This window comes from Massilia sp. Mn16-1_5 (genome assembly GCF_004798585.1).
Lineage (GTDB): Bacteria > Pseudomonadota > Gammaproteobacteria > Burkholderiales > Burkholderiaceae_D > Telluria.
In genome coordinates this window covers 257749-272746 of the sequence record NZ_PPXQ01000006.1, presented here as the reverse complement: position 1 = coordinate 272746, position 14998 = coordinate 257749, and the positions used below count along the sequence as shown (strand labels likewise).

Genomic DNA, 14998 nt, shown 5'->3' with positions numbered 1-14998 from the left:
ACCTTTTCTTCGCGCTTCGCGAGTTTGGCGGGTTAATCTAACCTTCCGCGACACGGCCTGACCGGTTAGCGGATCGCACTTACTACATCAAGTTGTGGGGGGAAGGACAGATGGGACTGAAGTTTCTTCGGTCCCATGATATTGCTGAGCATTTTTCTGACGCTCCGCAACAGCGGGAGCTATTGTAACGCAACATATGCAATGCATAAGGGCCGGACTGAATTTTGTTGACCGTCTAAATGATAATAGTTATCATTTGCGTTGTGTACTCAACAGGAAGCTTGCATGTCTGTCCAGAACCCGCCGCGTTCGATTGAAGCCGCCCCGACTGCGTTGCCCGGCGCACGGCGTTCGATGTGGCTCAAGACGCTGCATCAGTGGCACTGGATCAGCTCGGCGATCTGCCTGACCGCAATGTTGCTTTTTAGCATCACCGGCTTCACCCTGAACCACGCGGCGCAGATCGAATCGAAACCCGAAGTCACCCGGATCAAGGCCTCCGTGCCGGCCGCCCTGCTGCCGGCGCTGCGCAGCTATGCCGAACAGCACGTCGACGGCGAGGCGCCGGTCCCGGCCGCGCTGGCCGAATGGGCAAATGGCGCATTCCCGGTCGACCTGCGCGGCCGCAGCGTCGAATGGAGCGAGGAAGACGCCTACATCGCCCTGCCCCGTCCCGGCGGCGACGCCTGGCTGCGCGTGAACCTCGACGGCGAGGCCGAATACGAAGTCACCAGCCGCGGCGCCATCTCCTGGCTCAACGACATGCACAAGGGCCGCAATACCGGTCCCGTGTGGAGCTGGTTCATCGACATCTTCGCCATCGCCTGCCTCGTCTTCTGCATCACCGGTTTCCTGATCATGAAGATCCACGCCGCCAACCGGCCCTCGACCTGGCCCGTGATCGGCTTCGGCATCGTGCTGCCGGCCGTGCTGGCCCTCCTCTTCGTCCATTGATTCGCTCATCTCTACTATATAGAAGGCATTGCATGAAACTGTCTCCCTCGCTCGCCCTGACTCTGCCGCTGATCTCGGGCGGCGCCGTGGCCGCCGACCTGTCGGTGAAGTTCGAACTGCCGCAGCTGAACGTGGCCGAGTACCACAAGCCCTACGTGGCGATGTGGATCGAGAAGGCCGACGGCGCCGTCGCCTCGACCCTGGCTGTGCTCTACGACGTCAAGAAGAAGGACAACGCCGGCGAGAAGTGGGTGAAGGACATGCGCACCTGGTGGAGAAAAGCCGGCCGCGAAGCCCAATTGCCGATCGACGGCGTCTCGGGTGCGACCCGCGCCGCCGGCACCCACACGATGAGCTTCGGCCCTGCGCGCACCGGCATCGACAAGCTGCCGGCCGGCGACTACAAGCTGGTGGTGGAAGCGGCGCGCGAAGCGGGCGGACGCGAACTGGTGCGCGTGCCCTTCACCCTGCCTGCCAAGGGCAAGGTCGCGGCAACGGCCAACGGCAAGGAAGAACTCGGCGCAGTCTCCCTCAACATCCAATAAGAAAGAACATCATGCACAATTCGTTCGTTAAGCATGGCGTCCTGGCCCTGATCCTGGCTGCGACGGCCGGCGCCGCCAGCGCCCACCGTCCGTGGATGCTGCCGACCTCGACCATCGTCGAAGGCAAGGGCTGGGTCACGATCGACGGCGCCGTCTCGGAAGGCCTGTTCGACGTCGACCACATGCCGCTGCGCATGGAAGGCGTGACGGTCACCGCGCCGGACGGCAGCACCGCGCCGGCCCCGGCTGCGGTAATGGGCAAGATGCGCTCCTCGATCGACCTGCCGCTGCCGCAGGACGGCACCTACCGCATCGCCCTGGTCAGCAACAACGTGATGGGCAGCTACAAGGTCGGCAACGAAATCAAACGCTTCCGCGGCAGCGAAGCCGACTTCGCCAAGCAGGTGCCGGCCGGCGCGACTGAAGTGCGCAAGACGCTCACCCACCAGCGCATCGAGACCTTCGTTTCCGCCAACAAGACCAGCGAGGGCGCACTCAAGCCGACCAACGTCGGCCTCGAGATGGTGCCGCTGACCCATCCGAACGACCTGCGCGCCAACGAAACAATGCGCGTGCGCTTCCTCCTCGACGGCAAGCCGCTGCCGAACCTGCCTTTCAGCCTGGTTCCGGGCGGCGTGCGCTACCGCGGCGTCGCCAACGAGATCCGCCTGAGCACCGACGCGAAAGGCGAAGCCAGCTTTAAAGTGCCGGCAGCGAACATGTACTGGATGAACGCGGCCTACCCGCCGAATCCGGGCAAGGGTCCGGGTCCGGACAACGGCCCCGCCGAAACCAAACGCTACGCCTATACGGCCACGCTCGAAGCCCTGCCGGAGTAAATCCTCCTTTGCGCCAGGTTCTCGTTCCCCTCGCCATCGATCCCGCAGCACCGCCGCCCGGCAGCGTCCTCGTCGACGCGGCCGGGGCGACGATGGGAACGAGCTGGTCTGCGCACTTCCTGCAGCCGCCCGGCGTGCGCAGCATTCTCCAGCAGCAGATGCAGCTTGAACTGGACAATATCGTCCGCGAGATGAGCCACTGGGAACCGGATTCCGTCCTCGGCCGCTACAACCGGGCGCCCGCCGGCAGCTGGCATCCGCTGCCGCCGCGTTTCCTCGAGGTGCTCGACTATGCGCTGGAGGTGGCGGCGAGCAGCGGCGGCGCCTACGATCCCTTCGCCGGCGCCCTGGTCAACCTGTGGGGCTTCGGTCCCGAACGGCGCTACAACCAGCCGGGCTTTTATGCGCCGGCGCCGGAGCGCGTGCAGGCCACGCTGGCCGCGCGCGCGGCACTCGATCCCCTTTTCGACCGCGAAGGCAGGCGCCTGCTGCAGCCGGGCGGCGCCCTGCTCGATTTCTCTTCGGTGGCGAAAGGCTATGCCGTCGACCGCCTGGCCTGGTGCCTGGAACGGCATGGCGTGCGCCACTACCTGGTCGAGATCGGCGGCGAGCTGCGCGGCGCCGGCATGAAGCCGGACGGCCAGCCCTGGTGGGTGACGCTGGAAGGCGTGCCCGGCCTCGACAGCCCGGCCACCGTCGCTGCCCTGCACGGTCTTGCGATTGCCACCTCGGGCGACTACCGCCGTTACTTCGAACACGGCGGCGCGCGCATATCGCATACGCTGGACCCGCGCACGGGCTACCCGATCGGGAACGACATCGCCTCCTGCACTGTGCTGCATCCGCACTGCATGGCGGCCGACGCGCTCTCCACCACAATCACCGTGCTGGGGTCTGAGGCCGGCCTGGCCCTTGCCGAGGAACGCCAGCTGGCCGCGCGCCTGCTACTGCGCACGGCCGGCGGTCTCGCAGAACACACCACCACTGCTTACCAGGCCATGCTGCAATGATGCTCACCATCGATCCCGCGCGCTGGGGCAGCGCCATCGCCCTGATCGCCGCCTGGGGCGGGCTGTGTGCGGCTATGCTGCGCAAACCCCGGCGCGAAGCCGCCACGGGCGAGGCCGACTGGCTCGTCGTCTACGCCAGTCAGACGGGAAACGCCGAATATCTGGCGCGCCAGACTGCGAGCACGCTCGCCACCGGCGGCCTGTCGGCACGCGCCCTCTGCATCTCCGATCTCGACGCCGCTACCCTCGGCAGCGCCACGCGCGCCCTCTTCATCGCCAGTACCTACGGCGAAGGCGATTCGCCCGACACCGCGGCGCGCTTCGCCGGCGTGACCATGGGCGCCGGCCTCGATCTCGCGCAATTGCACTACGGCGTGCTGGCCCTGGGCGACAGCAGCTACGCCAACTACTGCGGCTTCGGCCGCGCGCTCGACGCCTGGCTCGCCGCGCGCGGCGCCACGCCCCTGTTCGCGCGCATCGACGTCGACAAGGGCGATCCGGAGGCCATCGGCGCCTGGCAGCACCAGCTCAGCCACCTGGCCGGCACCAGCGACCTGCCCGATTGGGAAGCGCCGGCCTACGGCCAGTGGCGCATCCTCGAGCGCACGCTCCTGAACGCAGGAAGCGCCGGCGCGCCGCTGTACCGGATCGCCCTGATCCCGGCCGAGGGCGCGCTGCCCGCCTGGGAAGCGGGCGACCTGGTGCAGGTCAGCGCCCCGCGCGACCCTGAGCAGCCGCGCGAATACTCGATCGCCTCGGTGCCCGGGGAAGGCCGCATCGAACTGCTGGTGCGGCAACAAGCGCATGCGGACGGCACGCTCGGCGCCGCCTCGGGCTGGCTATGCCAGGAAGCGACCGGCCTGGATTCCATCGCCCTGCGCATCCGCGAACACGCACGCTTCCGCCTCGGCGGCAACGCCACGCGTCCGCTGATCTTGATCGGCAACGGCACCGGCCTGGCCGGCCTGCGCGCCCACCTGAAAGCGCGGATCGATGCCGGTGTAGTCGAGAACTGGCTGGTGTTCGGCGAGCGCAATGCGCAAGTCGATTTCCTCTGTCGCGAGGAGCTGGAGCGCTGGGTCGAGGCCGGCCGTTTGTCCCGCCTCGATACCGCCTTCTCGCGCGACGGCGCCGAGCCGCGCTATGTGCAGCACGTGCTGGCCGAGCAGGCCGAGGAACTGCGTGCCTGGATCGGGCGTGGGGCCGCCATCTACGTTTGCGGCAGTTTGCAGGGCATGGCGACTGGGGTGCACGAGGCGCTCGTGAACGCCTTGGGAACCGAGGCGCTGGACGAACTTGCGGCGCAAGGCCGATACCGGCGCGACGTCTACTAAGCCACCACGCGGTGGCTTTTTTATGCCAGTGGCTTTAGTGCACCGTAGGGTGGGCATGCCCACGCGTGAACTTGGCACTGTGTTGGCTTCGTTTAAAGAAAAACCCCGCCAACACGATGCAGGCGTCACGCGTGGGCATGCCCACCCTACCCAAACAAAAACGCGAATGATAACAATTCTCATTTACAAATCGGGAAACGCTCTCTAGAATGCTGGTCAGTTCAACAAGAAGCGCCCGCCCCGAGCGGGCGTCCTCCAACGAGAGAAAAACAGGAAGACCATGCATTCGATCAAAAGCCGCAAGCACGCCCCCAGCCGTTTTCACCAGCACATGAGCGCCGCCCTGGCGACCATGCTGCTGCCACTGGCCGCCGGTGCCAGCGACGCCCCGCCAGCCTTCGACGACGCCGCCAGCGCCCCGGTCTCGAAGGTCGAGGTCAAGGGCCGGCAGGAAAACGACTTCAAGGCCGAACGCGCTTCCTCGCCGAAGTACACCGAGAAGCTGGTCGACACGGCGCAGTCGGTGCAGGTCATCAAGAAGGAACTGATCGAGCAGCAAGGCGCCCTCACCCTGACTGAGGCGCTGCGCAACACGCCCGGCGTCGGCGCCTTCTTCCTCGGCGAGAACGGCAACACGAATACCGGCGACGCGATCTTCATGCGCGGCTTCGATACCTCGGGCAGCATTTTCGTGGACGGCGTGCGCGACGTCGGTTCGATCTCGCGCGACGTCTTCAACCTCGAGCAGATCGACGTCGTGAAGGGACCGGCCGGCACCGACAACGGCCGCGGCGCGCCGACCGGCTCGGTCAACCTGGTCACGAAAAAGGCCATGCTGGAAGACGCCGTCTCCGGTTCCGCCACGATCGGCAGCGCGCAGCAGAAGCGGCTTACCGCGGATGTGAACACCGTCCTGAACGACAAGCGCGGCATCGCCCTGCGCCTGAACGCGATGGCGCAGGATTCCGGCAATGCGGCGCGCGACGTCGTCAAGGACAAGCGCTGGGCCATCGCCCCGAGCCTGGGCTTCGGCCTGAACGGCCCGACGCGCATGGTATTGGACTATTTGCACGTCAAGCAGGACAACATTCCCGACGGCGGCGTGCCGACCATCGGCCTGCCCGGCTACACCAGCCCGGACCGCACCCGCCCGCAGATCAGCGACGCACCGATGGTCGATCCGCAGAACTTCTACGGCTCGAACAGCGACTACGACAGGATCACCGCCGACATGGCCACCGTGCGCATCGAGCACGACTTCGCGCCCGGCTTCAAGCTACATAACATCGCGCGCTACGGCCGCACGAACCAGGACTACCTGCTGACCGCCTTCATGGGCACCAGCGCCAACATCGGCACCACGCCGGACACGCTCGGCACGCCGGAAGCCTGGACCCTGGTGCGCAACACCCGCACCATCAAGGACCAGTCGAACAAGATCATCACGAACCAGACCGCCCTGACCTCGCAGTTCGGCACCGGCGCGCTGCAGCACACGCTGGTGACCGGCCTCGAGTTCACCAGCGAGAGCCAGGTCAGCTACTCCTACATCCCGGCGAGCCTGGGCACCGTCAGCGTGGCCGGCCGCACCAGCCTGTACCACCCGGACCCAGGTGCCGCCCTGGTCGGCTTTGCGCCAACGCGCAGCGGCGCCTACAACGACGCCACGGTCGATACGCAAAGCCTGTACGCCTTCGATACGATCAAGATCGGCGACAAGTGGATCCTCAGCGGCGGCCTGCGTGCGGACCGCTACAGCGGCGACTACACGGCGGTGGCGGCGACCATCGTCAACAACGCCACCACGGCCCTCACGCCGACCCACTTCAAGGTCGGCGAGACCCTGGTCAACGGCAAGCTCTCGGTGCTGTACAAGCCGACCGCCAACAGCAGCGTGTACGCGATGGCCGCCAGCTCGAAGCAGCCGCCGGGCGCCAGCTTCACGGTCTCGGGTAACCTGAACAGCGCGCAGAACCCGATCTACGATCCGCAGGAAACCGTCACCACCGAGATTGGCGGCAAGGTCGACCTGTTCAGGGAAAAGCTCTCGCTGACGGCCGCCCTGTTCCGCACCGAGGTGAAGAACGAGGTCGAGCAGGACCCGGTCGACCTCAAGTACTACCAGACGGGCAAGAAACGCGTCCAGGGCGTGGAACTGGGCGTGGTCGGCGAAGTGGCGCGCAACTGGCTGGTCAGCGCCGGCTACCTGTACATGGACACCAGCGTCGAAGCAGGCAAGGTCATTACGGCCGGCGGCGAGAACGCCCTGACCTACACGCCGAAGAGCGCCTTCACGCTGTGGACCTCGTACGACCTGCCCTTCGGCCTGAAAGTCGGCGGCGGCGCGCGCTATGCGGGCCGCCTGCTGCGCGGTACCGACGGCGCCGTCGGCACCCCGGCCTATGCCGATTCCTACTGGGTGGTTGACGCCATGGCCTCGTACGCGGTCAACCGCAACCTGGACATCCGCCTGAACGTGTACAACCTGGGCGACGAGCGCTACGTCGCCAGCATCAACAAGAGCGGCTATCGCTACACGCCAGGCACGCCGCGCGCTGCCAGCCTGACGGCGAACCTGCGCTTCTAAGTTCACCCCCCCTCTCCTCTCGGGGATTCGACGCCCTCGCGCCTCGCGGCGCAGGGCGTTTTTTTTGCGTCTATTTGTGCCGGCGCCGCGAGGCCAGCGCCGACACCAGGCCCAGGCCGCCCAGCATCATCGCGTAGATTTCCGGCTCGGGAACCGGCGTGACGTTGATGAGCGCGCGCGAGTCCGCGGTCAGGGTCAGGCCGGCTTCGTTGACGAAGATGCTGTTCCCTTCGAAGCTCACCACCGGCGTATAGGTACTCGAGGGATCGACCGACACACCGGCGATGGCAGGGGCGCCCGTGAAGGAAAACACGAAGCCGTTGAAGCCTCCAGGCGCCGTGACGCCTCCCGACGCATAATCGATGTCGATCGTCGAGGCGCCGACGTCGATCGTCACCGGAACCGGATCGAGACCCGGGATCCGGGACACGAGACTGCCTTCCGGGAACTCGACCCCCGGTCCGACCACTGCAGTGAGCAAGGCCGTGGCCCGGTCCTCCTCGGTCGGCATGGTGCAGCAATAGGCCGCCAGCTTGACCGTCGATCCGGTCAAGTCCTGCGCCTGCGCTCCCGTCATGGGGCAGCAGGCGAGTGCCGCGACGGCGGCGGCAAGGTACATTCGAACGTTCATGATTTCTCCTTGATCTGATTAGTCAGCAGGAGTTATCCAATCTCAATGATTTGCTGAGTTAGCGTTTGATACACATCAATTGGAACTCAGCGTTTTTGCATTAGCGCACTCAGCATCACCACTTCTCGCCCCGCGTTGATGACCTGCGGCACCACCTGGTCTAGAATGGGCAGCCCCCAACCCTGCCCGGCATCTCTTGAAAATTTCGATCGGCCTGCGCCTGTTTGCCTCGGTCCTGCTGTCCATCCTCGCGGTAACGGCAAGCGCGGTCTATCTGCTGCGCCAGAACGTGCTGGAAAGCTTCGGCGACTACGCCGTCCAGATCGAACTGGACCGCCTGGAAGAGCTGTCGAACGAACTGGCGCGCCGCTACGCGCAGCATGGCGACTGGCGCTTCGTGCCGGCCAGCGGGCAGCGCGACTGGATCGCCCGCGAACTGGCGCGGCTGCAGGACGAGCGCGCAGCGCGCGTGCTTGCCGTGCCGCCGGCGCCGCCCGCAGCCGAGCTTGTCGCTCCGGCTGCTCCGGCCGCTCCTGCTGCGCCCGTCAGCCCTGTTGCTGCGCCCGCGCCACCGGCTCCTCCTGCCCCACCGGCGGCGCCGTTGCCGCCACTGCCCCCGCCTGCGCTGCAGGAGGCACCTGATGCGGACGACGGGTCCCCCCTGCAATCACGCATCACCCTGCTCGACGCAAACGGCAAGCTGCTCGCCGGCCGCCCGCCAGGCAGCCTGCCGCCGGCACGGCGCCCGATCCTGCTTGACGGCCGCACGGTCGGCTTCCTGGCGGTGGCGCGCACCACGCGCCCGACCGACGCGCTGGCCTATGCCTTCCTCGATCAGCTGAAAGCGAGCCTGTGGCCGATCGCGGCCGCCGGCGTGATCCTGAGTGCCCTCGCCGCCAGCCTGCTGGCTAGCCACTTCCGGCGCCCGATCGGACGCCTGGCGAACGGTGCCCGCGCGCTCGCCGAGGGACGCTTCGAGACGCGCCTGCCAGACGAACGTAGCGACGAACTGGGCGAACTGGCGGGCCACTTCAACATGCTGGCTGCCCGGCTTGAAGGCGCCGAGCAGGCGCGCCGCCAGTGGGTGGCCGACACCTCGCACGAGCTGCGCACGCCGCTGGCCGTGCTGCGCGCCCAGCTGGAAGCGCTGCAGGATGGCGTGCGCAGCGCCGATCCTGAGCACGTGGCGGCCATGCTGCGCCAGGTGCTGGCGCTGTCGAAGCTGATCGACGAACTGTATGCGCTGGCGCGCGCCGATGTGGGCGCCCTCGACTGCCGGCGCGAGCCGTTGGCGCTGTGGCAGCTGGCGCGCGAAGAAGCGCAGGCCTTCGCCGAACGTTTTCAGGCGGCTGGCCTGGTGCTGGAATGCGCAGACGCACCGCCGCGCAGCACGGTGCTGGCCGACCCCGACCGCATGCGCCAGGTGCTGCGCAACCTGTTCGAGAACTGCCTGCGCTATACGAGCGCGCCCGGCCGGGTGGCCTTGTCGGCGCAGGTCGATGGCGCTGCGCTGGCACTCACGATCGACAACAGCGCACCGGGCGTGCCCGACGCGGCGCTGGCGCGTCTCGGCGAACGCTTCTACCGCGTCGATGCCTCGCGCAGCCGGGCCGGAGGCGGCGCCGGACTGGGACTGGCGCTATGCCTGCGCCTGGCCGAGGCGCAGGACGGACAACTGCGTTTTGCGCACTCGCCGCTGGGCGGCCTGCGCGTCACGCTGACGATGGAACTCGCAAGATGAATACGCGCTTGAATACTATTTATATCGTTGAGGACGAACCGGAGCTGGCGCAGCTGGTCGCCGACTACGTGCGCGCCGCCGGTTTCATTCCGGCGGTCTTCCACGACGGCGCGGAGGCACTGGCCGCGATCCGCACCAGGCTGCCGGCCCTGGTCGTGCTCGACCTGATGCTGCCCGGCCTGGACGGCCTGGCGCTGTGCCGGGAAGTGCGCGCTTTTTCCGAAGTGCCGATCGTGATGGTGACGGCCAAAGTCGAGGAAATCGACCGCCTGCTGGGCCTGGAGCTGGGCGCCGACGACTACCTCTGCAAGCCCTTCAGCCCGCGCGAACTGGTGGCGCGCATCAAGGCCATCCTGCGCCGCAGCGGTGCGCCCGCCACGCCGCTGTCACTCGACACGGCGGCGCGCCGCGCCAGCGTGCATGGACGGGTACTCGACCTGACGCGCACCGAATTCGACCTGCTGGCGGCGCTCGCCGCACGCCCGGGCCAGGTGTTTTCGCGCGCCCGCCTGCTCGAACTGGCGGGCCAGGACAGCCTGGATGTCACCGACCGCGCCATCGACAGCCACATCAAGAACCTGCGCCGCAAGCTCGATGCCGCCGCGCCGGGATTCGAGCCGATCCGATCGATCTATGGGCTCGGATACCGCTTCGATCTCTGAACTCCATTTTGTCTCCATATTTGCGGCGCATGATGGCTTTATGGCGCCACCGTCGTGCGCCGCAACGCAAGGAGAACAACATGGTCCCACGTCCCTTCATACTGATTGCCCTGCTGCTGGCCGCCGGCAGCAGCCAGGCCGCCGTCCGCATCGACTGCAAGCCAGCGAAGAGCGGCGCCTGCATCCAGCCGGCCCCTCCTGCCCCACCTGCGGCGCCCGCCCCGCCTGCGCCTCCTGCTCCGCCTGCGCCACCGATGGCGCCCGGCGACATGGCCATGCCCGCCCCGCCCGCGCCGCCAGCCCCACCTGCACCGCCCGCCATCCCCGCCCCGCCGCCTCCGCCGGCGCTGCCGGACATCCCGGATGCGGCCCACGCCGCCTGCGCGACCAAGGCCAATGGCAGCAAGCTGACCTGGATTATCGGGCCGGGCGAAACCATGCGCGGCCTGTGCGAACGGGTCGACGGCCGCATGGTGTTCCAGCTGCGCAGCTACAGGAAGGACGACTGAGCCCTTGGTGCCAGTCCCTCATTTCCAATCTTTATCCGGTTGCATATTCAGCCGGTGCGCCGCATCGACGACGTCCTGCAATTCCACCGGGTCGCTGTAGGGGTCTTCGTCCAGGCTGGTGACCCGGTTCAGCTCCTTCTGCCAGCGCCGCAGCTCGTCGACATAGCCCTGGTCCGGCACCCGCCGCAGGTCGCCGTCGGCCTCGACCAGGTCGCAGATGCCGTTGTGCAGCCATTCGCCCGTATGCCAGTCCGGCATGTCGACCGCGGGGAACAGGCAGATGCCCTGCAGGTCCATGCCGAGCCGCACCGCCGCCAGCGACTCGCCCATCACGTCGCGCAGCCATTCGGCGCGGCCATGGCCGAAACCGCTGGTCTCGCCGATGATCATCGGGCGGCGGTAGCGTTCCCACACCGTGCGCAGCATGTCGCACAGGGGCGCGATGCGGTCGTCGCCGGGCGGCAGCGCCGCGTGCGGGCCGTGCTCGCGGTATTCCATCTGGCCGAAGGCGTAGTTGTTGGCGCCGACGATGTCGAGGATCTCGGGCGAGCCGCCCAATTCCGGATATTCGCGTCCGCTGATGATGTCCCAGGCGAGAAAGGTGTCGACTTCGGTCTCGTGGCGCGCGGCTTCGACCTGGTCGGGACGGTCGCGCGGCGCCACCACCCGCACCAGCGGATCGATGTGCACCATGCGCGCCTCGGGATCGACTTCGCGGATCGCCTTTACGCCCGCGATCGCGGCGCGGCACAGCGACAGCCGCAGGCGCAGGCGGTCTTCCTTGCTGCAGCGGTAGGGTGCGGCCCAGGCCCATTCGCCGGCGCAGAAGGAAAAGAAGGTGATCTCGTTGATGGGCGTGAAGAAGTGGGGGTCGCGCAGCTTGGGGATCACGTATTCGGCGGCGGCGCGGCAATAGGCGGCGAAGCGTGCGACGAAGGCGTCCGAGTAGGGATCGAGGTCGTCCGGGTAGCCATAGTGGCAGAGGTCCCAGATCGGGCTGACCTTCGAGGCGTTCATGGCCTCGATATAGGGGTCGAGCATCGAGAAGTCGTATTGCCCTTCCCGGTCCGCGAGCGGCCAGGGGATGCCTTCGCGCGCGACCGCGATGCCGAGGCTGTTCAGGATCCGGTAGTCCTCGGCCACGTGGCGGTCGTGCCCGGTTTCCGCGACCAGGTTGCGCCGCACCTTGTCCTTCCAGACGAAGTTCGAGCATTCGAAGCCGGACAGGAAGAAGGTGGGAAAGATGCCAGGATGCCTAGCCATGCGCTCTCCTTTTCAAGGTATCGGGGCGAGCATACACCGGTCGCGAATATGCCTGTGTTTGTTAGAAAGAGCGGCATAGCGAACGGCCCTCTGTTAGCAAAATGATTAGAATCCGCTCATCAGCTTTCAAGAGATCGGGGCAGGCATGTTCGATATGGATCTGGCGTGGTGGGAATTCATTGTGCGCGGGGCAGTCGTCTACCTGGCGCTGCTGGCGATGGTGCGCCTTTCCGGACGGCGCACGGTCGGCCAGTTCACGCCTTTCGACCTGCTGGTGGTGATGCTGCTGTCGGAAGCGGTCTCGAATTCCCTCTCCGGTGGCGACGATTCGCTCAGCGGCGGCCTGATCATTGCCGCCACCCTGATCGCCCTGAACACCGGCGTGGCCATGCTCTCGGCCTACAGCAAGCGCGCCTCGGTGATGCTCGACGGCACGGCTGTGCTGATCGGACGCGACGGCCAGTTCTTCGACAAGGTCGTGCGACACTGCCGCATCACCGAGGAAGACCTGGACCAGGCGCTGCGCTCGGCCGACTGCAAACGTGAGGACATGCAGTGCGCCTTTCTCGAAGCCGATGGCGAGATCACGATCCAGACGAAAAAGTAAGCCACCCTCAAATATGATTCAGTTTTGATGAGTAGCCATCGAAATTCGTATCATATCTACCCTGTCGTTCACTCGCTCTGAGTTTATTGCTCAGCGGCTCCTGCCCATCCGTATTGTGTGCGACGCCTGCCGCGTAAGTGCTAATTTTTTTGGCAGCGCCACGTCGTGGCGCCTGGATTCTTTCCTGATCAGGAGGTCTGCCATGAAACAGAGCTTGTCCATCCTGGCCTTGGCCGCCGCGACGCTGTGCGCGTCCGGCGCCCTGGCCCAGACCACGATCCGGGCCGTCGCCAGCGGCCCGGGCGAGAGCCCGCCGAACGGTTCGCCGGGCTCGAGCGTAGCCGCCTTTGAAATCGACGGCAGCGTGCTGCGTGCCGAAGTGCCCTTCCGTGACCTGCTGGCGGGCACCACCATGGCGCACATCCACTGCTGCACCACGGCCGCCTTCACCGGCACGGCGCAGATCGCGATCCCCTTCGTCGACTTTCCGCTCGGGGTCACGGCCGGCACCTACACGCACGCCTTCGACCTGACCGATGCGGCGGTCTACGACCCGGCCTTCCTGGCGGCTTTCGGCGGCACGCCGGCCTCGGCCAGCACGGCGCTGATCGATGCCATCAATGCCAACGAGGCCTATCTGAACATCCACACGAGCCAGTTCCCGGCAGGCGAAATCCGCGGCTTCATGGTGGCGGCGCCGATTCCGGAACCGGCGACCTGGGGCATGCTGGGGATGGGACTGGCGGGGCTGGGGATGCTCAAACGCCGGCGGCGTGCTTAAACGGCGGCGCGCACTTCCCGTTTGGCCAGCAGCGCCGACCAGGCGGGAATGGCGCGCTCCCAGAAGCCGGCAAGCGCTGCCGGCCGCTCGAACAGCAACCCGAGGAAGCGTGCGGCGTCCATCAGGGCATCGATGGCCGCCGCTTCGTCGCCCGGCAGCACGGCCAATGCGCCGGTCTGCTTGGACAGCTTCTCGCCGCTGGCGTTGCGCACCACCGGCACGTGCAGGTAGCGCGGCGTCGGCACACCCAACAAGCGCTGCAGGTAGATCTGGCGCGCGGTCGAGTCGATCAGATCAAAGCCGCGCACGATGTCGGTGACGCCCTGGTCGGCATCGTCGACCACCACCGCCAGCTGATAGGCCCAGTAACCGTCGGCGCGCTTCAGGACGAAGTCGCCGGATTCGCTGGCCAGGTGCTGGGTCGTCGGGCCGGCGAAGCGGTCGATAAAAGTAATGGCATCGTCGGGCGCGTCCGGCACGCGCAGGCGCAGGCTGCGCATGCTGCGCCCGGAGGCCAGGCCGTGGCGGCAGGTGCCGGGATAGATGGCAGCGCCGTCGGGCGCGACGCCGAGGCGCGAGTCGAGGATTTCGCGGCGGTTGCAGCCGCAGGGGTAGGCGTGCGCGCCGAGCCGCTCGGCGGCAGCGGCGTATACATCCTTGCGCCGGCTCTGCCAGACGACTTCGCGGTCCGAACGCATGCCGAGCGAGTCGAGCAGCGCCAGGATCGCCATGTCGGCACCAGGCACGCTGCGGCCTTCGTCGATGTCCTCGATGCGGATCAGCCACTCGCCGTGGTGGGCGCGGGCATCGAGGTAGCTGGCGACGGCCGCAACCAGCGAGCCGGCGTGCAGCGGGCCGGTGGGCGATGGGGCGAAGCGGCCGATGTAGATGTTGCTCACGTTGCCAAGAGAAGACTTAATAGGGGCAACACCATATCACAGCGTGTTACTTGGGACCGCCCTTCCATCCGTCTTTCTCTTCAAAATCCTTGATCAGTCGCGTTACCTGCCCGCCCACCTCGTTCGGCACCGCCATCGACAGCTGGTAGTGCACGATCTCGAAACTGTCGCCCTTGCGGCGCAGGACGCCGCTGGCCTGGCAGACGCCCATCTGGGTGTCGAGCAGTTCGTCGAACCAGAACACCGACCCGTCTTCCGAGGCATACACGTTGCGGCGCTGCGCCTTGAAGGCCCAGGCCGACTTGCGCTGGAAATAGGGCTTGGCCCAGGCCTTGAACTCGTCGCGGCGCCAGCGCTCCGTCTTGTCGGTGCCGATATAGATACCGTCCTTGGCGATCTTGTCGAAGTAGGCCGGACGGGCATGGGCCGCGTCGTCGTGCCAACGGTCGACAAAGGCATTTACCTGCTTCTTCAGCGAGGCATCGGCATGTGCCGCGAAGCTGCACAGCAGCAGGGAGAAAACGAGCAACAAACGTTTCATGGCGGCGCCGGCTGTTGACTGAAAAATCACATTCTACACAGCCGTATGTAACCAAGTGTATAAAATGCCAAACTTTCTGCTTTCCGGTGTACATT

The 14998-nt window shown here is 66.5% G+C and carries 15 protein-coding genes; 11 read left to right on the top strand and 4 right to left on the bottom strand.

Going from position 1 to position 14998, the window contains the following annotated elements; translation table 11 throughout:
- Window positions 1-285: 285 nt before the first annotated feature.
- From C2862_RS09535 to C2862_RS09510, 6 genes are all read left to right on the top strand, one after another.
- Entirely contained in the window at window positions 286-954 is a 669-nt protein-coding gene (locus C2862_RS09535; protein ID WP_136219887.1) for a PepSY-associated TM helix domain-containing protein, read from the top strand.
- A 32-nt stretch (window positions 955-986) separates the two neighbouring features.
- Window positions 987-1499 (top strand): DUF2271 domain-containing protein, encoded by a 513-nt coding sequence (locus C2862_RS09530; RefSeq protein WP_136219886.1) that lies wholly within the window; start codon window positions 987-989, stop codon window positions 1497-1499.
- 11 nt (window positions 1500-1510) lie between these two features.
- Window positions 1511-2338 (top strand): DUF4198 domain-containing protein, encoded by an 828-nt coding sequence (locus C2862_RS09525; RefSeq protein WP_136219885.1) that lies wholly within the window; start codon window positions 1511-1513, stop codon window positions 2336-2338.
- An 8-nt stretch (window positions 2339-2346) separates the two neighbouring features.
- On the top strand, window positions 2347-3348 hold the full coding sequence (locus C2862_RS09520; RefSeq protein WP_229467359.1) for an FAD:protein FMN transferase: 1002 nt from the start codon (window positions 2347-2349) through the stop codon (window positions 3346-3348).
- Entirely contained in the window at window positions 3345-4682 is a 1338-nt protein-coding gene (locus C2862_RS09515; RefSeq protein WP_136219884.1) for a sulfite reductase subunit alpha, read from the top strand. The genes C2862_RS09520 and C2862_RS09515 overlap by 4 nt, the downstream gene beginning before the upstream one ends.
- A 280-nt stretch (window positions 4683-4962) precedes the next feature.
- The gene (locus C2862_RS09510; protein WP_136219883.1) at window positions 4963-7269 is read left to right on the top strand and encodes a catecholate siderophore receptor Fiu; all 2307 of its coding nucleotides are present in this window, start codon (window positions 4963-4965) and stop codon (window positions 7267-7269) included.
- Window positions 7270-7339: 70 nt separating this feature from the next.
- Here C2862_RS09510 and C2862_RS09505 read toward each other — a convergent pair whose 3' ends face one another.
- Window positions 7340-7900, bottom strand: coding sequence for a PEP-CTERM sorting domain-containing protein (locus C2862_RS09505; protein WP_136219882.1), 561 nt, complete (start codon window positions 7898-7900; stop codon window positions 7340-7342).
- Between the two features lie 196 nt (window positions 7901-8096).
- Between C2862_RS09505 and C2862_RS09495 the strand changes: the two genes are divergently transcribed.
- From C2862_RS09495 to C2862_RS25495, 3 genes are all read left to right on the top strand, one after another.
- Entirely contained in the window at window positions 8097-9641 is a 1545-nt protein-coding gene (locus C2862_RS09495) for an ATP-binding protein (RefSeq protein ID WP_168710035.1), read from the top strand.
- Window positions 9638-10303, top strand: coding sequence for a response regulator (locus tag C2862_RS09490; RefSeq protein ID WP_136219879.1), 666 nt, complete (start codon window positions 9638-9640; stop codon window positions 10301-10303). The genes C2862_RS09495 and C2862_RS09490 overlap by 4 nt, the downstream gene beginning before the upstream one ends.
- Window positions 10304-10383: 80 nt before the next feature.
- On the top strand, window positions 10384-10812 hold the full coding sequence (locus C2862_RS25495) for a hypothetical protein (protein WP_210735937.1): 429 nt from the start codon (window positions 10384-10386) through the stop codon (window positions 10810-10812).
- A gap of 18 nt (window positions 10813-10830) precedes the next feature.
- On the opposite strand, the gene C2862_RS09480 is transcribed toward C2862_RS25495, so the two are convergent.
- Window positions 10831-12075 carry a b-glycosidase gene (locus C2862_RS09480; protein WP_168710034.1) on the bottom strand — a complete coding sequence of 415 codons (1245 nt, stop codon included), beginning with the start codon at window positions 12073-12075 and terminating at the stop codon, window positions 10831-10833.
- 145 nt (window positions 12076-12220) lie between these two features.
- Between C2862_RS09480 and C2862_RS09475 the strand changes: the two genes are divergently transcribed.
- Together C2862_RS09475 and C2862_RS09470 are read left to right on the top strand one after the other, a co-directional pair.
- Window positions 12221-12682 (top strand): DUF421 domain-containing protein, encoded by a 462-nt coding sequence (locus tag C2862_RS09475; protein ID WP_136219877.1) that lies wholly within the window; start codon window positions 12221-12223, stop codon window positions 12680-12682.
- A gap of 202 nt (window positions 12683-12884) precedes the next feature.
- The gene (locus C2862_RS09470; RefSeq protein ID WP_136219876.1) at window positions 12885-13463 is read left to right on the top strand and encodes a CHRD domain-containing protein; all 579 of its coding nucleotides are present in this window, start codon (window positions 12885-12887) and stop codon (window positions 13461-13463) included.
- Here C2862_RS09470 and gluQRS read toward each other — a convergent pair.
- Window positions 13460-14362 carry a tRNA glutamyl-Q(34) synthetase GluQRS gene (gene gluQRS, locus C2862_RS09465; protein ID WP_136219875.1) on the bottom strand — a complete coding sequence of 301 codons (903 nt, stop codon included), beginning with the start codon at window positions 14360-14362 and terminating at the stop codon, window positions 13460-13462. The two genes, C2862_RS09470 and gluQRS, sit on opposite strands and share 4 nt — an antisense overlap.
- A gap of 46 nt (window positions 14363-14408) precedes the next feature.
- Window positions 14409-14903 carry a nuclear transport factor 2 family protein gene (locus tag C2862_RS09460; protein ID WP_136219874.1) on the bottom strand — a complete coding sequence of 165 codons (495 nt, stop codon included), beginning with the start codon at window positions 14901-14903 and terminating at the stop codon, window positions 14409-14411.
- Window positions 14904-14998 lie beyond the last annotated feature (95 nt).